Origin of the sequence: Curtobacterium sp. Leaf154 (assembly GCF_001424595.1) — a bacterium.
Lineage (GTDB): Bacteria > Actinomycetota > Actinomycetes > Actinomycetales > Microbacteriaceae > Curtobacterium > Curtobacterium poinsettiae.
In genome coordinates this window covers 201167-219114 of sequence record NZ_LMOS01000004.1, presented here as the reverse complement: position 1 = coordinate 219114, position 17948 = coordinate 201167, and the positions used below count along the sequence as shown (strand labels likewise).

General features: G+C 72.8%; 18 protein-coding genes. 5 read left to right on the top strand and 13 right to left on the bottom strand.

Annotation, left to right across the window (positions count from 1 at the left end; all coding sequences use genetic code 11):
- Positions 1-1071, top strand: coding sequence for a diacylglycerol/lipid kinase family protein (locus ASF75_RS07535; protein WP_052481911.1), 1071 nt, complete (start codon positions 1-3; stop codon positions 1069-1071).
- A 32-nt stretch (positions 1072-1103) separates the two neighbouring features.
- On the opposite strand, the gene pheA is transcribed toward ASF75_RS07535, so the two are convergent.
- From pheA to ASF75_RS07515, 4 genes are all read right to left on the bottom strand, one after another.
- Entirely contained in the window at positions 1104-2060 is a 957-nt protein-coding gene (pheA, locus tag ASF75_RS07530) for a prephenate dehydratase (RefSeq protein ID WP_017888294.1), read from the bottom strand.
- Between the two features lie 62 nt (positions 2061-2122).
- Positions 2123-2668, bottom strand: a complete 546-nt coding sequence (locus tag ASF75_RS07525) for a MarR family winged helix-turn-helix transcriptional regulator (protein WP_056070231.1) — start codon at positions 2666-2668, stop codon at positions 2123-2125.
- A 28-nt stretch (positions 2669-2696) separates the two neighbouring features.
- Positions 2697-3158 carry a hypothetical protein gene (locus tag ASF75_RS07520; protein ID WP_056070230.1) on the bottom strand — a complete coding sequence of 154 codons (462 nt, stop codon included), beginning with the start codon at positions 3156-3158 and terminating at the stop codon, positions 2697-2699.
- Positions 3155-4537, bottom strand: coding sequence for a molybdopterin-dependent oxidoreductase (locus ASF75_RS07515; protein WP_017888291.1), 1383 nt, complete (start codon positions 4535-4537; stop codon positions 3155-3157). Before ASF75_RS07515 ends, ASF75_RS07520 begins: the two co-directional genes overlap by 4 nt.
- An 87-nt stretch (positions 4538-4624) precedes the next feature.
- Here ASF75_RS07515 and ASF75_RS07510 point away from each other — a divergent pair, with 87 nt between their 5' ends.
- Genes ASF75_RS07510 through ASF75_RS07500 form a run of 3 tightly spaced genes read left to right on the top strand, consistent with a single transcriptional unit; the run spans position 4625 to position 7374 of the window.
- On the top strand, positions 4625-6064 hold the full coding sequence (locus tag ASF75_RS07510; protein WP_082509546.1) for a glycosyltransferase 87 family protein: 1440 nt from the start codon (positions 4625-4627) through the stop codon (positions 6062-6064).
- A gap of 5 nt (positions 6065-6069) precedes the next feature.
- On the top strand, positions 6070-7122 hold the full coding sequence (moaA, locus tag ASF75_RS07505) for a GTP 3',8-cyclase MoaA (RefSeq protein ID WP_042540576.1): 1053 nt from the start codon (positions 6070-6072) through the stop codon (positions 7120-7122).
- Positions 7123-7125: 3 nt separating this feature from the next.
- Positions 7126-7374, top strand: coding sequence for a MoaD/ThiS family protein (locus ASF75_RS07500; RefSeq protein WP_042540574.1), 249 nt, complete (start codon positions 7126-7128; stop codon positions 7372-7374).
- 129 nt (positions 7375-7503) lie between these two features.
- Here ASF75_RS07500 and ASF75_RS07495 read toward each other — a convergent pair whose 3' ends face one another.
- From ASF75_RS07495 to ASF75_RS07470, 6 genes are read right to left on the bottom strand one after another with little or no spacing between them, the layout of a single operon-like run.
- Complete coding sequence (locus ASF75_RS07495) at positions 7504-8604, bottom strand: calcium:proton antiporter (RefSeq protein ID WP_017888287.1); 1101 nt, start codon at positions 8602-8604, stop codon at positions 7504-7506.
- Positions 8605-8616: 12 nt separating this feature from the next.
- A complete protein-coding gene (locus tag ASF75_RS07490; RefSeq protein WP_082509545.1) occupies positions 8617-9657 on the bottom strand; it encodes an ABC transporter ATP-binding protein in 1041 nt (346 codons plus the stop codon).
- Positions 9654-10454: an ABC transporter permease gene (locus ASF75_RS07485; RefSeq protein WP_056070218.1), complete on the bottom strand. Its 801-nt coding sequence runs from the start codon at positions 10452-10454 to the stop codon at positions 9654-9656. Before ASF75_RS07485 ends, ASF75_RS07490 begins: the two co-directional genes overlap by 4 nt.
- Before the next feature lie 3 nt (positions 10455-10457).
- Positions 10458-11267, bottom strand: coding sequence for a molybdate ABC transporter substrate-binding protein (gene modA, locus ASF75_RS07480; RefSeq protein WP_056070215.1), 810 nt, complete (start codon positions 11265-11267; stop codon positions 10458-10460).
- Positions 11264-11680 (bottom strand): TOBE domain-containing protein, encoded by a 417-nt coding sequence (locus tag ASF75_RS07475; protein WP_017888282.1) that lies wholly within the window; start codon positions 11678-11680, stop codon positions 11264-11266. The genes modA and ASF75_RS07475 overlap by 4 nt, the downstream gene beginning before the upstream one ends.
- A 58-nt stretch (positions 11681-11738) precedes the next feature.
- Complete coding sequence (locus ASF75_RS07470) at positions 11739-12794, bottom strand: ThiF family adenylyltransferase (protein ID WP_056070212.1); 1056 nt, start codon at positions 12792-12794, stop codon at positions 11739-11741.
- A gap of 95 nt (positions 12795-12889) precedes the next feature.
- On the opposite strand from ASF75_RS07470, the gene ASF75_RS07465 reads away from it, so the two are divergent.
- Positions 12890-14542, top strand: coding sequence for a glycosyltransferase family 39 protein (locus ASF75_RS07465; protein ID WP_056070210.1), 1653 nt, complete (start codon positions 12890-12892; stop codon positions 14540-14542).
- Positions 14543-14584: 42 nt separating this feature from the next.
- Here ASF75_RS07465 and ASF75_RS07460 read toward each other — a convergent pair whose 3' ends face one another.
- The 3 genes from ASF75_RS07460 to ASF75_RS07450 are packed head-to-tail and all read right to left on the bottom strand — an operon-like array spanning position 14585 to position 17916.
- Positions 14585-15517 carry a 4-(cytidine 5'-diphospho)-2-C-methyl-D-erythritol kinase gene (locus ASF75_RS07460; protein WP_042540561.1) on the bottom strand — a complete coding sequence of 311 codons (933 nt, stop codon included), beginning with the start codon at positions 15515-15517 and terminating at the stop codon, positions 14585-14587.
- 9 nt (positions 15518-15526) lie between these two features.
- Positions 15527-16831 carry an O-acetylhomoserine aminocarboxypropyltransferase/cysteine synthase family protein gene (locus tag ASF75_RS07455; protein WP_056070208.1) on the bottom strand — a complete coding sequence of 435 codons (1305 nt, stop codon included), beginning with the start codon at positions 16829-16831 and terminating at the stop codon, positions 15527-15529.
- Positions 16828-17916, bottom strand: a complete 1089-nt coding sequence (locus ASF75_RS07450; RefSeq protein ID WP_056070206.1) for an LLM class flavin-dependent oxidoreductase — start codon at positions 17914-17916, stop codon at positions 16828-16830. The genes ASF75_RS07455 and ASF75_RS07450 overlap by 4 nt, the downstream gene beginning before the upstream one ends.
- Positions 17917-17948: the final 32 nt, after the last annotated feature.

Here is a 17948-nt window from a genome sequence, read left to right as displayed (position 1 = left end):
ATGTCGAGCCCTTCGGAGACCGCGCCCGCGGACCAGGACGCCCTCCCCACCGAGCAGCGGACGGCCGCGGTGGTCTACAACCCGGTCAAGGTGCACCTGCCGACGCTCAAGCGCACGGTCCAGGAACACCAGGAGCAGGCCGGTTGGGCCGAGACCCTGTGGTTCGAGACCTCGGAGGAAGACCCGGGCGGCGGCATGGCCCGCGAAGCGATCGAGGCCGGTGCCGACGTCGTCGCGGCGGCCGGTGGTGACGGCACCGTCCGTGCGGTCGCCGAGGTCGTGCACGAGGCCGGTTCGACCCTGGCCCTGCTGCCGAGCGGTACCGGCAACCTGCTCGCGCGCAACATGAAGCTGCCCCTCGACGACCTGGCTGCGAGTGTCCGGACGATCTTCCACGGCGACGACCGCAAGATCGACTTCGGCATGCTCAAGGTGGAGCGTCCCGGCGGCGAGCGCGAACGCTTCGGCTTCCTGGTGATGGCCGGCCTCGGGCTCGACGCCCGGATGCTCGTGAACACCCGGCCCGAGCTGAAGAAGAAGGTCGGCTGGCTCGCCTACGTCGACTCGCTGTTCCGCTCGGTGCGCGACGCGAACGCGTTCGAGTTCCGCTACCAGCTCGACGACGACGGCAACCACTCGCTTCGGGCGCACTCGCTCATCGTCGGCAACTGCGGCATGCTGCAGGCCGGCGCGATCCTGCTGCCCGACGCCGAGATCGACGACGGCGTGTTCGACATCGCCGTGATGCGTCCCCGCGGGTTCTTCGGCTGGGTCCGGATCGGGGCGCGGGTGTTCTGGGAGAACGGGATCCTGCGGGCGTTCCGCCGGTCGAACCTGGGCAAGACCGCCGTCGGCAAGAAGATCGTGTCGCGTTCGCGCGAGGAACGGCCCCTGCGCTACCTGCGTGGGCAGGAGTTCACGGCGCGGCTCGAGCGCCCCGACGAGTTCGAGATCGACGGCGACCCGGTGGGCGAGGTCATCGCCTTCCGCTCGCGGATCGACCCGATGGGGCTCTCTGTGCGGGTGCCGGACCCGGCGGACGACCGCCACGGCTCGCGCCAGGTGCCCTGAGCCTGACCCTGTCGCGCGGGCCGCGGGCCGCGCTACCGCGCCCCGGGCTCGCCGGACACGATGGCGCGTAGCCAGTCGCGCGCCTCGACGAACGCGGCGTCCGAGTAGCGCGCCGGGACCTCGGGGCGGGCACCGTCGGCCCGCGGGTACGACCCGAGGAACGTCACGCGCGGGCTGAACCGCCGCAGGCCGAGCAGGGCGTCCGCCACCCGCTCGTCGCGCACGTGCCCGTCGAGGTCGATGACGAACCGGTAGCGGCCGAGCTCGTCACCGATCGGCCGTGACGACAGCAGCCCCATGTTGATGCCCCTCGTCGCGAACTGTTCGAGCATGTCGACCAGGGCGCCGGGGTGGTCGGCGGGCAGCTCGACGATGACACTGGTCTTGTCGGCTCCGGTCGGTTCGGGCAGCGCGAGCGTCTTCGACACGAGCACGAACCGGGTGACCGCCGAGGCGTTGTCCCCGATGGACGACGCGAGCACGACGACGTCGTGGTGGTCGGTGATGCCGGGCGGCGCGACGGCGGCGTCGGCCGTGGGGTCCGCCTCGAGCAGGGCGAGGGCCGCGGCGACGTTCGACGACGCCGGGATGTGGCCGTGGCCGGGCAGGTTCGCCTCGAGCCAGTTGTGGGTCTGCGCGTAGGCGACCGGGTGTGCGTTCACGGTGCGGACGTCGGCCAGGGTCGTGCCGGGTCGGGCGACGAGCACGAAGTCGACGGGGACCAGGTACTCCCCCACGATCCGCACACCGGGGATCCGGGCCAGGGCGTCCTGCGTGGCACTGACCCCGCCGTCGACGCTGTTCTCGATCGCGATGACGGCCCCGACGGAGCGGCCGGACATGACGTCGTCCAGGGCCTCACCGACGTTGTTGACGCTCCGCCAGGGCTTGCCGGCGGCGGCCTCGACGAGCTTGAGGGCCGCCTCGGTGAAGGTGCCGGCGGGTCCGAGGTAGGAGTACGTGTCGGACGGCGCGGCGGGGTCGGTCATGCGGCGAGCCTATTGCAAGCACCACGACCGACGATCGTCCGCAGCGCACCGCGCAGGGCCGCTCAGTCCGTCGCCGCACCCGTCAGCCGCTGCTCGCAGATCGCGGTGTCGTCGTCCTCGCGCGGGTAGGTCAGCGCCGCGAACCGCCCCTCGGGGTCGAGGCGTGTCAGGAGCGACGCCGCGATGCCGTCGAGCTGCGCGACCTGCTCGTCGGAGAGCGCGTCGATGACCACCCGGCGGGCGGTGCGGACGTGGTCCGGAGCGGCGTCGACGATGGTGGCGTAGCCGGCGTCGGTCAGCCGGACGTCGGTGGCCCGGCGGTCGGAGGTCGACGGGCACCGGGTGACGAGCCCGCGCTTCTCGAGCCGGGACACCACGTGCGACAGCCGCGGCAACGAGGCGTTCGTGGCCGAGGCGAGCGCGGACATCCGCAGGGTCCGGGTGTCGGTCTCGGAGAGCATCGCGATGACCATGTAGTCGAAGTGCGTCAGGTCGGCGTCACGCTGGAGCTGCTGGTCGAGCGCCGCCGGCAGGAGTTCCATGACGGCCACGAGCTTCATCCACGCGCGCAGCTGCTCGCGGGTGAGCCACGGGGTCTCGTCGATCATGGCCTGATCATACCGAAAGGTTGTCCCTTTAACCAGTGGTGCGCGCCGCGGACGAACCAGACGGCCCACCTTCGCGACGCGACCGCAGCACCCCGACCACGAGCACGACCACCACGACGACGACGAGCGCCCCCTCGACGAGCAGCAGCCGCGTGCCGTAGTCGAACGGCAGCACAGTGGGGTTCTTCTGCCCGTGGTCCTTGGCCGCGATCTCCGGCAGCACCACCAGGGCGAGCACGCTGCCGAGCACGATCGCCGCCTGCACGACGACGAGCACCCAGGCCCGCAGCGAGCGTCCGGCCCGACGCAGCAACAGCCCGGCACCGACCACGAACGGCGACAGGATCGCGTCGTGCAGCACCACCGCCGCGAGCAGCCACACCCCGAGCCCGCCGATGCGCTTCGGCGTGACGGACGTCACGAGCACGTACGCCCCGAACGCGATGACCAGCACACCGATCACCACGAGCACGATCCGCGCGGCCTTCACCGGAGCACCTCGATCTTCTCGATCCACTTGGTCTGCAGCACACCGGGCCGCCCCGGAGCGATGATCCGCGCCGGGAACCCGTGGTCCAGGTCGAGTGTCGCGCCGTTCAGTTCGAGGGCGACGAGCGTCGTCGGGTCCTCGGCGTACTCCGGCCCCATGTCCATGATCCGGTAGCCGCCGTGCCGTTCCAGGCTCGTCACCCGCACGTGCGATCCCTGCGGCGCCTGCACGGCGTCGAGCAGGTCGCGCATCCGCACGCCCTTCCAGGTACCCATCTGGCTCCAGCCCTCGACACACGAGATCGGCAGGTCGACCTGCGCGGTGCCGAGCGCCACGAGTTCCGCACGGACGAAGGTCCGGCTCACGTCGTGGCCGACGACGGTGAGCGTCCAGTCGGCTGCGGTCGCGCTGGCGAGCACGCCGGCGGCACGCGCGGTGCGGTTGACCGGCAGGCCGTTCGCGCCGATGCCACGCCCACGGGCGCCGAAGACGTTGAACGGCTCCGCGAGTTTCGAGGACTGCCCCGCGGTGAGCGCGACGACCCCCACGGTCGCCGCCGTCACACCGGCGAAGAACCCGCGTCGGGCGATGCGCTGGCGTCGTCCGGTGGCTGCTTCCGGCGTCGGCCTGGAGGCCCGGTCCGGCTCCGGCACGTCGGCCGTCGGCTGGGCGGGACTCGGCTCCTCGGACACCTCGCGGGCATCCGGGGCCGCGTCCGGTCCGGTGGGACGGGACTCGGCGCCGCCGGGGGCGGCGTCGACGCCGTCGATCCAGCGGAACACGCGGCCCAGCAGGCCGGGGGCGGTGGACCCGGCGGTCTCGGCGACCGCAGCGCTCGGGGCGGACGCACCACGATCCTCCAGGCCCGGTGGGAGCAGCTCACTGCCGGACGCGGGGTCCGCGATGAACCGGCCGTGCACGTCGTAGGAGTCGCGCTTCCGCCAGTAGCGGGCGATGACCGGCAGCTTGGCCGCGATGTGGATGGCCAGCGAGCCGATGATCACGTACGCCATCGCGTTGTGCACCTGGCGGAACGGGAACGGCCACGGGTACCACTGGTACGTGTTGAGCAGGCCGGTGACGACCTGGATGATCGACGCCGACACGAGCACCGCGATCGACAGCCGCTCGAGCAGGTGCACCACGCCGCGCACCGGCGGTACCTGCACCAGGGCGGGCATCACGGTGTTGAGCTTCGCGAGCAGCAGCGGGATGATCGCGATCCCGGTCGTGATGTGCAGGCCCTGCGTGAACTGGTACAGCTGCGTCGGCCGTGTCGGGAACCGCATCCAGCCGAGCGGTTCCTGCAGCAGGTGGCTGTAGATCCCGGTGCCGAAGCAGATCAGGAACGCGATGCCGAGCAGGCGTCCGAGCACCACCGCCGAACGGGCGTTGCGGTTGGGGGACGCCAGAGCTGCTCGTCCGTCGTGCAGCAGACGCTGGACGCCGGATAGCCTCGACGCACCATGAGCGACCGACTGCGTGCCCTCCGACCGTCCCTGGCCGACGGCACCGCCGCGCGGATCGGCACCGTGCTGGCCGTCGTCGGAGTGCTGGCCCTGTCGGGCGTCATCGCCGTCGGCGTCACGCATCTGGGGTTCCTCCGATCGGGCCATCGTTCTGCATTCGTTGCGTGGACGCTGATCGCTTGGACCGTCTTCGTCATCGCCGTGCTCGCGGTGCGCTTCGTGCCCGTCCGGTGGATGACCACCATGGTCATCGGCGGAGCGGTGGTGATCGGCATCGCTGCCCTGGTCGGCCCGCCGAACACGAGCACCGACTCCGCTCGGTACGCGTGGGACGGCATCGTCCAGCATGCCGGTGTCTCACCGTACGCGCACACCCCCCAGTCCGCGGCACTGTCCGGTCTCCGACCCGACTGGTTGTTCCCCGACAAGGTGGACGGCACGTGCGACCCGCTGAAGCCCCGGTTCCGCGGACTCGGCGACGGCGCCGACGGACACTGCACCGCGATCAACCGGCCGGACGTCACGACGATCTACCCGCCGATGGCGCAGCTGTGGTTCGCGGCGGTGCGGTTCTTCGTGCCGGCGACGGCGCAGTACCTGCCGTTCCAGGTCGCCGGCCTGCTCGTGTCGCTCGGCGTGACCATCGGGCTCGTCGTGGTGCTCCGCCGGATCGGCCGTCCGACCTGGTGGGCGGCGCTCTGGGCCTGGTCGCCGCTCGTCGCGTCCGAGGCGGTCACCAACTCGCACGTCGACGTCGTCGGCGCCGCACTCGCCACGGCCGGTGTCGTGCTCGTCGCGTTCGGCCGGCCGATCTGGGGTGGGATCGCGCTCGGGGCCGCGACCGCGACGAAGCTCATCCCGGCGATCGTGTACCCACCGTTGCTCGGCCGCGGGCGGGCGTGGTGGGCGATCCCGATCGGCATCGCGGTGTTCGGACTGCTCTACGTGCCGTACGTGCTGACGACCGGACTCGACGTGCTCGGGTACCTGCCCGGCTACCTGAACGAGGAGGGCTACGAGGACGGCTCCCGCTTCGCGCTGGTGTCGCTCGTGGTCAAGGGCGACGCCGGGACCCTGGTGGTGGGGCTCCTGGTCCTGCTGGCGGCGTTCGTCGCGTGGCGGTTGTCGGACCCGGCGCGCCCCTGGTCCGGCGAGGTCCTGATGATCGGCGTGACGTTCCTCGCCGTGACCCCGCGCTACCCCTGGTACGCGCTGCTGCTCATCCCGTTCGTGGTGCTGTCCGGGCGGTGGGAGTGGTTGTCGATCGGTCTGGCCATCGCGCTGCGTGGGGTGTGGCCGTCGGCGGACGCCTACCGGTGGTGGCTGCTCGCGGCCGTGGCGGTCATCGTGGTCGTCACGCTGCTGCGGACGAGCCGGTCGGACTGGCGCCGGTGGTGGGAGCGGCTGACGTTCCGGCGCGTGGAGCACGTACGCTGACGACCATGGCACCCGCGACCCTGCTCGGCACGACCGGCTCCGTGGACCCGGCTCCCACCGGGCTCGTCGACCGCTTCGGGCGTCGCGCCGTCGACCTGCGGGTGTCGCTCACCGAGCGCTGCAACCTGCGCTGCACGTACTGCATGCCCGCGGCCGGGCTGCCGTTCGCCCCCGACGAGGCCCTGATGACGGCGACCGAGATCGAGCGGCTGGTCCGGATCGGCTCGGCGCGGTTCGGTGTCCGCAAGGTCCGGTTCACCGGCGGCGAGCCGATGCTGCGGCACGACCTGGTCGACGTGATCGCCCGGTGCGCCGCACTGCCCGACGCCCCGGAGCTGTCCCTCACCACGAACGCGATCGGCCTCGCCCACCGCGCCCAGGGCCTGTACGACGCCGGACTGCGACGCGTGAACGTGTCGCTCGACACCGTCGACCCCGACGTCTTCACCACCGTGACCCGACGCCCGTTCCTCGACAAGGTCATCGCCGGGCTGTCGGCCGCGCACGACGCCGGGCTCGACATCAAGGTGAACGCGGTGCTGCTGCGCGGGATCAACGACGAGGCCGCCCCGGAGCTCCTCCGCTGGTGCCTGGAGCGTGGCTACGAGCTGCGGTTCATCGAGCAGATGCCGCTCGACCCCGACCACGCCTGGGACCGCACCTCGATGATCACCGCGGCCGAGACCCGCGCGCTGCTGGCGACGTCGTTCGTGCTCACGCCGGACGACGCCCCGCGCGACGGCGCCCCGGCAGAGCGGTACCGCGTGCACGACGCCGTCACCGGCGAACCGCTCGGCACCGTCGGGATCATCGCGAGCATCACCGAGTCGTTCTGCGCCGACTGCACCCGCACCCGGCTCACGGCCGACGGCCACGTGCGCAGCTGCCTGTTCTCCGACGAGGAGACCGACGTGCTCGGGCCGATGCGCTCCGGGGCGGACGACGACCAGGTCGCCGAGCTGTGGCGGCTCGCGATGTGGGCGAAGCCCCGCGACCACGGTGACGACAGCGACGAGCTCGTGCACCCGACCCGCGGCATGAGCGCGATCGGCGGCTGAGCCATGACCACGATCCGGTTCTTCGCCGCGGCCCGGGCTGCCGTGGGTGTCGACTCGCTGACCACGTCGGGCGCCACCATCGACGCGGCCCTCGGAGCGATCGACACGGCTGCCGTGGCGGACCCTGCGCGCTGGAGTGCGTTGCAGGAGCGCTGCTCGTACCTGGTCGACGGTGTGACCACGCGCGACCGGGCGACCTCGCTGTCGGGCGTGGAGGTCGTCGACGTCATGCCGCCCTTCGCCGGGGGCTGAGTTCGGCGGCTGAGCGGCGCGCCCGTTCCTTCCCAGAACACCCGCGACACCTGGTGCTTCCGCGCATACCGTGTCGGAACTTCCGACCAGGTACGCCCGATTCGACCAGGCACCCGCCCCGCCCGCGCCCTACGGCGAGACGGACAGCACGATGAACGCGGCGAAGATCACCAGGTGCACCCCACCCTGCAGTCGCGTCGCACGACCGGGCAGCACCGTGAGCACCGCCGCGACGATCGTCAACGCGAGCAACACGATCTGCGACGGCCCGAGGCCGAGCAGCAGGGTCCCCGGCATGAACAGCGACGCGACCGCGATCGACGGGATCGTCAGCCCGATCGACGCCATCGCGGACCCCATCGCCAGGTTCAGGCTCGTCTGGATCCGGTTCCGTGCGGCGGCCTTCGACGCCGCGATGCCCTCCGGCAGCAGGATGAGCAGCGCGATGACGACACCGACGAACGACGGCGGGAACCCGACGGCGGCGACCCCGGCCTCGATCGCGGGCGACTCCACCTTGGCGAGTCCGACCACGGCGACGAGCGCGACGACGAGCAACCCGAGCGACACCATCGTGGTGCGGCCGGACGGGCGTGCGGCGTGGGCGTCCTCGGACTCGACGAGCACCCCGCCGGCACGGTTGACCGGCAGGAAGAAGTCGCGGTGCGCCACGGTCTGCGTGACGACGAACAACCCGTAGAGCACGAGTGACGCGATGGCGACGAACACGAGCTGCGTCCCGGTGAAGGACGCGTCGTCGGTGCCGGTGGTGAACGTCGGCAGCACGAGGGTCAGCACGGCGAGCGCGGCCACCGTCATGGTGGCGGCGCTCGCGCCCTCCTGGTTGAAGCGCACGGTGTTGTGCCGCAGGGTCCCGATCAGGATCGCGAGGCCGACGAGCCCGTTCATCGTGATCATCACCGCCGAGAACACGGTGTCGCGCGCCAGGGTCTCGGCCTGCGCACCGCCGGAGCTCGACAGCGAGATGATGAGCGCGACCTCGATGATCGTCACGGCGACGGCCAGCACGAGCGACCCGAACGGTTCCCCGACCCGGTGTGCAACGACCTCGGCGTGGTGGACGGCCGCGAGCACCGTGACCGCGAGCACGACGGCGACGACGACCACCACGGCGGTGCCGAGTCCGTAGCGGCCGTACGAGAACGCGAGCACGACGGCCGCCAGGATCGGCGTGGCCACGGGCCACACCTTGGGGAACCAGGAGGTCATCGGACCATTGTCTCAACCGCGGGGCGCGTACACCGCCACCTCGGCCGCGGGGACGTCGATGCACACCGCGTCGCCGGGGACGATGCCGAGCGCGGTCAGCCGGGCGAGCGTCAGGTCCGCCACCAGGTCGCCGGCGCGGACGCGGACCAGTCCGTCGCGCGGCTCGAGCGACGAGACGGTGCGCGCGGCTCCGGCGCCGTCCCGCGTCAGCACGGCGGCCGTCGGGTGGAAGGCGGCCAGGGCGGGCCGGCCGGGAGGCACGGCGTGCGTCCCCGACGCCAGCGCACCCCCGCCGTCGATCGCGATCCCACCCCCGGTGGCGGTCCCGCGCACCAGCGCGAGCCCGGAGAACGTCGCGGCGAACGCGCTGGTCGGACGGCCGAGCACGGCCGCGGGGGTGCCCTGCTCGACGACCCGGCCGCCCTGGAGCACGACGACGCGGTCGGCCAGGGCGACGACCTCGACCGGGTCGTGCGTGACGAGCACGGCGGGCCGGCCGGCGACCGCGGTCCGGAGCGCTGCGCGGACCTCGTCCTGCGAGCCGACGTCGAGCGCCGAGGTCGGTTCGTCGAGCAGCAGCACCGCGGGGTCGGTGGCGAGCGCGCGGGCGATCGCGACGCGCTGCGCCTGACCGCCGGAGAGCGTCCGGGGGTCGCGGGCGGCCAGGTCGGCGATCCCGACGGCGTCGAGCGCATCGCGGGCACGCTCCCGGGCGGCGGCGCGACCGGCTCCGGCGGCACGGGGTCCGAAGGCGACGTTCCCGACGACGTCGAGGAACGGGAACAGGTCGGACCGCTGTGCGACGAGCCCGGTCCGGCGGCGGTGTGCGGGGACGGTGTGCCGTGGGTCCGACACGCGGACGCCGTCGAGTTCGATCCGGCCGGCGTCGATCGGCAGCAGTCCGGCCAGGGCCTCGAGCACCGTGGACTTGCCGGCACCGTTCGGCCCGATGACCGCCACGCACTCCCCCGCGCGGACCTCGATCGTGACGTCGACGTCCCGCGACCCGACGACGACGTGCGCCCGGACGGCCACGGTTTCCGCGCCCGTCACGCCAGTGCTCCGCGGGTGCGGATCGACGACGCCCCGATGACCACGACGGCGACCACCACGAGCACGACGGCCAGGGCCACCGCGGTGTCCGGGTCGACCTCGCGCTGCAGGTAGACCTCGAGCGGCAGGGTCCGGGTGACCCCCTGCAGGCTGCCGGCGAAGGTCAGGGTCGCCCCGAACTCGCCGAGTGCCCGGGCGAAGCAGAGCACGAGCCCGGACACGATCCCCGGCAGGACCCGCGGCGTCGTGACGGTCAGGAAGGTCCGGGTCGGCCCGGCGCCCAGGGTCGCGGCGACCCGCTCGTACCGGTCGCCCTCGACACGGAGCGCCCCCTCGACCGAGGACACCAGGAACGGCATCGCGACGAAGGTCTGGGCGATGACCACCGCGGTCGTGGTGAACGCGATGTGCAGCCCGTGGTCGTCGAGGAACGCTCCGACCACCCCGAGCCGACCGAAGGCCGCGAGCAGCGCGAGGCCACCGACCACCGGCGGCAGCACGAGCGGCAGGAGCACGACCGCCCGTGCGACACCGACCCAGCGTGAGCGCGACCGCGCGAACAGCACGGCGAGCGGGTACCCGAGGACGAACGCGACCCCGGTGGCCGCGAGCGCCGTGCCGAGGCTGAGCCCGAGCGCGGTCAGCGACGCGGTGGAGGTCACGAGCCCGACGAACGACGACCAGTCCACCCGACCGAGCATCGCGAGCACCGGCACGACGACGAACAGTCCGCCGAGCACCGCGGGCAGCGGGAGCCACCACGCGACCGGCGGCCGTCCGTCAGCGCGCGGCGCCACGGGTCAGGGCTTCCCGAAGCCCGCGGCGGACAGCACGCGCTGCCCGTCGGCGGAGCGGACGTACTCCGCGAACGCCTGGGCGAGCTTCGGGTCGGCGGACTGCTGGAGCACGCCGATCGGGTAGGTGTTGACGGCGTCCCCGGACTCGACGAAGGGCACGCCGTCGACCTTGCCGTCCGCGCCGCGCACGTCGGTCACGTAGACCAGCCCGGCGTCAGCCTGCCCGGACTCCACCTTGCCGAGGACGTCGGTGACGGACTGCTCCTCGCTGACCGGGCGCAGGTCGACATCGGCGGCTCGCTCGACCTTCGCGGCCGCGGTACCGCACGGCACGGGGGCGGCGCACGTGACGAGTTGCACCCCCCGGGCGCGCAGGTCGTCGAGCCCCGAGATGCCCTTCGGGTTGCCGGGTGCGACCGCGATCTCGAGCGTGTTCGTGGCGAAGTCCTGCGGCGATCCGCTCGCCAGGTCGTCCGACGACAGCTTCGCCATGTTCGCCTCGTCCGCCGACGCGAACACGTCGGCGGGAGCGCCGTTCTGGATCTGGCTCACGAGGTCACTCGACCCGGCGAACGAGAACCGGATCGAGGCGCCGGGGTGCGCCTGCTCGTACTCCTTGCCCAGGGTCGTGAAGGTCTGCTGGAGCGACGCCGCGGCGAAGACGGTGATCGAGCCGGTCGGTCCCTCGGTCCCGGAGCCCGACGGCGTCGACGCGCCCGGGCCCGTGTCTGCAGCGGTGCAGGCGGCGAGCCCGGTCGAGACGGCGACCGCGAGGACCAGTGCGGCGGCGGACCGGAGGCGACGACGACTCATCGCTCGTCCTCGTGTCGGGTGGGCGCCTCGACCGCGACCATCGTGGCCTTCACGGACGCCACCGCGACGGACCCGATCTCGAGCCCCAGGTCGCGGACGGCCTCGGCGCTCATCAGGGACACCACCCGGTGCGGGCCGCACTGCAGTTCGACCTGCGCCATCACGGTGTCGACGACCAGGTCGGTGACGATCCCGACGAAGCGGTTGCGGGCCGAGCTCGTCACCGCCGCTGCCGGGTCGGTCAGCTCGGAGCTGCGTTCCCGGGCGTACGCAGCGACCTCGCGCCCGTCGACCACCGCCCGCCCCGCGTCGTCCGTGGCACGGGTGAAGGTGCCGCCGTCGACGAGCCGACGCACGGTGTCGTCACTGATCCCGAGGAAGGCCGCAGCGTCCCGTACCCGCAGTTGCGTCATGGTCCACCGATTCTAGCCGCGGATGCGGCGACCGGGCAGTGCTGGTGACCGGGCTGGGTCAGGACCGGTGCTCGATCGCCACGGGCAGCCCCTCGCGACGCCAGGCCTCGAACCCGCCGTCGAGCACCGCCACGCGCCTCCCGGCCGGCTGTCTGGCCGCCCACGCGTCCGCACGGGGTCCGCGTGCGCAGTAGACGACGACCTCGTCCCCGCCGGTGTCGTCGGTGACGGCACCGGCGACCACGCCGGCCGCGCGTTCCTCGGCGGTCCGGACGTCGACGACGACCAGCGGGTCCGCCGGGTCCGCCACCCGGGCGGCGAGGGCGGACGGCGCGATGCGCGGCGGTGTGGCGGCGGCCGCGGGTGCCGGGCGACGCGAGGCGGGGCCGCGACGGACGGGGCTCTCGGTCCAGCGCCAGCGGCGGGCGTCGACGGTCAGGACGCGGCCGAGCAGGGGGTCGCCGGTGCCGGTGACCAGCGCGAGGACCTGCCCGGCCATCACCGCACCGACTGCACCGCACAGGGCGGGGACGACCCCGTCGAGGGCGCACGACCCCTCGTCCGGCAGGGCGTCGGGGTGCAGGTCGTGGAAGTCGACACCGTCTCGTCCGGCGTCGCGGAAGACGCTGACCTGCCCGTCGTGGCCGAGCACGGTGCCCCACACGAAGGGCACACCGGCCGCGGCGCAGGCGTCCGAGACGGCGCGGGTGACCACGACCGAGTCGGCGGCGTCGACCACGACGTCGTGCCCGGCGACCAGGTCCGGCGTGAACGACCCGACCACCGCGACCGCGTCGAGTTCCGGGTCGACGGCGACGGCCCGGGCGACCGCGACCCGCGCCTTCGGCGAGCCGACGTCGGCCGCCGTGAAGAGCGTCTGCCTGGCCAGGTTCGAGGCGTCGACGACGTCCGGGTCGACGACCGTGAGCCGACCGATCCCGGCGAGGTACGCGACCACCGGCGCCCCGAGCCCGCCGGCCCCGACGACGAGGATGCGCGATGTGGCCAGGCGTCGCAGCCCGGTCGTCCCGACGTCGGCGAGCGCCGCGGTGCGCGAACCGAGCTGCGCCCGCCCCGGGGACAGCTCGGAGACAGGGGCGACGAGGGGTTCCATCCCGTCATTCTGGCCCGTCGCACCGAACTCGTGCATGTGAGAGTTCAGCGCCCGGACGCGGCGGATCCCCAGAGCAGATCGGTACGGTCGCGGGCGTGAGTTCCCCGCGTACCGGCACCGTCCCGATCCGACGCACGACGTCGGCTTCGTCGGTGCGCGCACGCGCCTGGGCGCTCGTCGTCGCCGCTGTCCGGGCCCTCGCACGGACGCCCGAGATCACCGTCGGCGCGCTCGGTGTCGTCGTCGTGGCCGCCTTCGCCTGGGTGCCGTCGGTCTGGTACGACGAGGCCGCGACCGTCGCGAGCGCACAGCGGAGCTGGCCGGCGCTCTGGGCCGAGCTGCAGAACGTCGACGCGGTGCACGGTCTGTACTACGCGGTGATGCACGTGTGGTTCACCCTGGTCGGGTACTCCCCCTTCACCCTGCGGTTCCCGAGCGCACTCGCCATCGGGGTGTCCGCCGGACTCGTCGTCGCCCTGGGCCGGCGGCTCGGTGGCGTCCGCCTGGGCGTCGTCTCCGGCATCGTGTTCCTGCTGCTGCCCCGCGTCGCCTGGGCCGGCGGCGAAGGACGCCCGTACGCCACCGTCACGACCTTCGCCGTCGCGCTGACCCTGGTCGGCATCACCGCGGTCCGACGCAGCCGGTCCGGGCACCACGCGACCCGGTGGTGGGTCGTCTACGGGCTGCTCGCCGTGCTGGCCGTGCTGTTCAACGTGTACCTGGCCCTGGCCGTCGTCACGCACGGGGTCGTGCTGCTCTGGACGGCCGTCGCCGACCGTGCCGCGCGGCGCGACGCCGTGCTGTCCGAGCGCACCGGTCCGGTGCCGGCGCCGATGGTGGACCGCGCGGCGTTCGTCCGCTGGGGCGTCGCCGCCGTCGGGGCCGCGCTCGTGGTGTCACCGTTCATCGTCCTGGCGGCCGGGCAGGCCAAGCAGGTCGGCTGGATCACCGGCGTCGGCTGGGCGACGGTGCGACAGGTCGTCGCGACCGCCTGGTTCGGGGCCGTGTGGCCGTACGCGGCGCTCGGGTGGGTCCTGATGGCCGTCGCCGTCGTGCTCGCCGTCCGCGCGTCCCGGGGCCCCGCCCCCGCGGCCCGCGAAGCGCTGCGCATGCAGGCGGTCCGCGTCGCAGTCCCGCTGACGATCCTGCCCACCGCGCTGCTGGTCGGCGCGACCGCGGCCGGCGAGCACCTGTACACGCCGAAGTACGCCAGCCTGAGCCTGCCGTTCGTCGCGCTGCTCATCGGCCTGGCGATCACCGCGATCCGTCCCCGCCGGTGGGTGGCGCTCGCGGTCGTCGGCATGCTGCTGGTGTCGGCGCCGACGAGCACGACCGTCCGCCTGCCCCACGCCAAGCAGGACTCGCACTGGGCGAACGCGGCGGCGATCATCGATCGTGAGCGGGACTGGCGCACGGACCAGGAAGAGGGCGTCGTCTTCGGCAGCGTCTGGGGGCACCCGACCACCACCGCGCAGGTCATCGCCGACACCTACCCCGACGCGTTCACCGGCATGCGGGACCTCGCCGTCACGGAGACCGGCGCCGCACGCGGGCAGCTCTGGGACGTCAACGGCGACGTCGCGGAGACGGTACCCGCGCGGCTCTCCGGCATCGACACCGTGTGGTTCGTCGGCGGCAAGTCACGGAACATCCGGCCGCAGGTCACCGAGACGCTCGTGGCTCAGGGCTTCCACGTCGTGCGCTACTGGCACACCGGCACGGTCATCCTCTGGAAGTACAGCCGCTGACGGTGGGACGCCGACCGTCGGCCGACCGGGTCGAGCGACGGGTCAGTGCACCACGCGTGCGCCGTGCACCGGTCCGGTGGCACGGAGTGCGACGAGCCCTGCGGCACTGAGCTCGACCTGCAGCTCGAGCGCGGCGTCGCGGTCCCCCACCAGGAACGCCACGGTCGGGCCGCTGCCGGACACCAGGCCGGCCAGGGCACCGGACTTCTCACCGAGCTCCAGCGTCGCCGCGAGCCGCGGTTGCAGCCGCATGGCGGGCGCCTGCAGGTCGTTGTGCACGCAGTCCGCGAGCAGGTCGGGGTCGCCGGCGCGCAGGGCCTGCAGCACGTTCGCCTCGACCACGGGGTGCGAGGGCGCCGGGGAGATGTCGGCGCGGTACCGCTCCCGGTGCTCGTCGAGCGCACGGTAGACGGCGGGGGTCGACAGGCCGTCGTCGCTCAGGGCGAGGACCCAGTGGAACTCGCCCTTGGCAAGCGCCGGGCTCAGCTCGTCACCGCGCCCGGTGCCCACGGCGGTGCCGCCGGCGAAGGCGAACGGCACGTCGGCGCCCAGCTGCGCGGCGAGCCGGAGCAGCTCTTCACGCCCCAGCGCGGTGCCCCAGAGCGTGTCGACCGCGAGCAGTGTCGCGGCCGCGTCTGCGGAGCCACCGCCCATGCCGCCGGCGACGGGCACCTGCTTGTCGATGGTCAGCCGCACCCCACCGCGGTGTCCGGCCGCGTCGGCCACGAGCCGGGCCGCACGGATCGCCAGGTTCGACTCGTCGACCGGCACGGCACGCGTGTCGATCGGGCCGGTGAAGGTGACCGAGAAGTCGTCGGCGGCCTCGGCGGTGACGTCCTCGTACAGGGACACGGCCTGGTACGCCGTGGCGACGTCGTGGTAGCCGTCGTCCTGCAGCGCCCCGACGGACAGGAACACGTTGATCTTGCCGGGGGCGCGCGTCCGCACGCGGGTCGGGGCGGCCAACGTGGTCATGCCCCCAACCTATCCCGCTGCAGCTGCCGTGAAGCCCCGCGCCAGGTCGGCGGTGATGTCGTCGATGTGCTCCAGGCCGATCGACAGGCGGATGAGTCCGTCCCCCACCCCGGCGGCCGCCCGCTCGGCGGAGGTCATCTGCACGTGGGTGGTCGATGCCGGGTGCACGACGAGCGAGCGGACGTCCCCGAGGTTCGAGACGTGGTCGAACAGCTCGAGCGCCGCGACGAACCGCCGGCCTGCAGCGACCCCGCCGGCCAGGTCGAACGACAGCACCGCCGACGGCCCCTTCGGCACGTAGCGCTGCTGCAGGTGGTGCCACGGCGAGTCCGGCAGGCCGGCGTAGTGCACGTGCTCGACCTGGTCGTGCGCGTCCAACCAGGTGGCCACGGCGGCGGCGTTCGACACGTGCCGGTCCATGCGGAGCGACAGGGTCTGGACGCCCTGCAGCACCAGGAACGCGTTGAACGGTGCGATCGCGGGCCCGAGGTCGGCGGAGAGCTTCGAGCGGGTGCGCTGGATGAACGCCCGCCGCCCGAACTTCTCGGCGAAGTTCGTGTTCGCGAACCCGGACTGCTCGGCCGTGGCCAGCTGCGGGTAGGCGTCGGCGTGGGCCGCCCAGTCGAAGTTCCCGCTGTCGACGATGAGCCCGGCGATGGCGCTGCCGTGTCCGGCCAGGTACTTCGTCGCCGAGTGCACGACGATGTCGGCACCGTGCTCGATCGGGCGGACCAGGTACGGCGTCGCGATGGTGTTGTCGACGATGAGCGGGACACCTGCCCGGTGCGCGACGCCGGAGACCCCGGCGAAGTCCAGGACGTCCCCGCGGGGGTTCGGGATGGACTCGCCGAAGAACGCCTTCGTCTCCGGACGCACCGCCGCCGCCCACTCGGACAGGTCGGTCGGGTCCTGCACGAACGTGAAGGTGATGCCGAGGTCCCGCAGCGTCGACGCGAACAGCGTGTAGGTCGCGCCGTACAGCGAGGCGCTCGACACCAGGTGGTCGCCGGCGCGTGCGACACCGAGGACGGCCAGCGAGGTCGCCGCCTGCCCGGACGCCAGCGCCAGCGCGCCGATCCCGCCCTCGAGGTCGGCGATCCGGCGCTCGAGCGCTGCCGCCGACGGGTTGTTGACCCGCGTGTAGGTGTGGCCGGGGGCGTCGAGCATGAAGCGCGCGGCCGCGTCCTCGCCCGAGGGGTACACGTACGCGGCGCTCTGTGCGATCGGCGGCACGTTCGCGCCCCAGCCCGGGTCGGCCTTGAAGCCGGCGCGGATCTGGCGGGTCTCGAAGGCCCAGTCGTCCTCGGTGCTCACGAGACCGGCTCCGAGACACCCGCGGCGGTCGGGGTGGTCGGGGCCGTCGTCGGCGTCGGGGCCGTCGGCCGGACGAGTGGGATGACCTGCTCGCCGAAGCGGTCCATCTCCTCGAGCTGTGGCGAGAACTGCAGCAGGAGCGTGTCGACGCCGGCGTCCTCGAACTCCTTGATGCGGTCGGCCACCTGCGAGGGGGTGCCGACGAACCCGGGGCGCAGGCCGCGGTTCGACACCGAGTAGTCCTCGAGCGAGGGCACGTGCTCGAGCTGCGACTTCGAGATGAAGTCCTGGTACGACTCGTACGCCGTGCCGTGCTGCACGTCGGTGATCCGGGCGAGCTCGGCCTGCGCCTCTTCCTCGGTCTCCCGGACGATGACGTAGGCGGCCATGCCGAACGCCTCGAACGGCGGCAGCCCGGCGTCGACGCGGCGTCGCTTCATCTCGTCGATCTTCGCGCGGAGCTCCGGGGCCGTGCCGCCGTGGGTCAGGTAGGCGTCGGCGTACCCGGTGATCGCGGCCTTGCCGGCCTCGCTCTCACCACCGGCGTAGATGCGCGGCGTCACGCGGGGCTTCGGCTCGAGGTGGGCGTTCTCGATGTCGTAGTACTCACCCGAGAACGAGTACGGGGTCTCGCGCCACAGGCCCTTCATGACCTCGACGAACTCCGCGGTGCGCTTGTACCGGTCGTCGTGCTCCGAGAAGATCCCGCCGTACTGCTTCGCCTCCTCCGCCCACCAGGCGCTCACGACGTTGAAGGTGAACCGGCCGCACGAGATGTCGTCGATCGTCGCCGCCTGCTTCGCCGTCACCGCGGGCAGGTGGTAGCCGGGACGCATCGCCGCCATGATCTCCAGGCGCTCGGTCGTCGCCGCGATGGCCGCCGCGAGGGACCACGCTTCGAGCGAGGGCGCCGCCGTGCCCTTGATGTCGTTGAGGTTGAGCTCCGGCACGAGCGTCAGGTCGAAGCCGATCCGCTCGGCGCGCTGCGCCAGGCGCTTCACGTAGTCGAAGGTGACCGGCATGTTCTCGTTGTCGACGTTGCGCAGCCAGCCGCCGAAGAGCGGGGTCCAGTATCCGAATCGCACGTTGGTTCCTTGGGGGTGTGGGAAAGGCGGAC

Bases quoted from the DNA above. Each gene is read 5' to 3' on its own strand.
- ASF75_RS07535 (WP_052481911.1), top strand. From the start codon at position 1: ATGTCGAGCCCTTCGGAGACCGCGCCCGCGGACCAGGACGCCCTCCCC.
- pheA (WP_017888294.1), bottom strand. From the start codon at position 2,060: ATGACCGACCCCGCCGCGCCGTCCGACACGTACTCCTACCTCGGACCC.
- ASF75_RS07525 (WP_056070231.1), bottom strand. From the start codon at position 2,668: ATGATCGACGAGACCCCGTGGCTCACCCGCGAGCAGCTGCGCGCGTGG.
- ASF75_RS07510 (WP_082509546.1), top strand. From the start codon at position 4,625: ATGAGCGACCGACTGCGTGCCCTCCGACCGTCCCTGGCCGACGGCACC.
- moaA (WP_042540576.1), top strand. From the start codon at position 6,070: ATGGCACCCGCGACCCTGCTCGGCACGACCGGCTCCGTGGACCCGGCT.
- ASF75_RS07500 (WP_042540574.1), top strand. From the start codon at position 7,126: ATGACCACGATCCGGTTCTTCGCCGCGGCCCGGGCTGCCGTGGGTGTC.
- ASF75_RS07495 (WP_017888287.1), bottom strand. From the start codon at position 8,604: ATGACCTCCTGGTTCCCCAAGGTGTGGCCCGTGGCCACGCCGATCCTG.
- modA (WP_056070215.1), bottom strand. From the start codon at position 11,267: ATGAGTCGTCGTCGCCTCCGGTCCGCCGCCGCACTGGTCCTCGCGGTC.
- ASF75_RS07475 (WP_017888282.1), bottom strand. From the start codon at position 11,680: ATGACGCAACTGCGGGTACGGGACGCTGCGGCCTTCCTCGGGATCAGT.
- ASF75_RS07470 (WP_056070212.1), bottom strand. From the start codon at position 12,794: ATGGAACCCCTCGTCGCCCCTGTCTCCGAGCTGTCCCCGGGGCGGGCG.
- ASF75_RS07460 (WP_042540561.1), bottom strand. From the start codon at position 15,517: ATGACCACGTTGGCCGCCCCGACCCGCGTGCGGACGCGCGCCCCCGGC.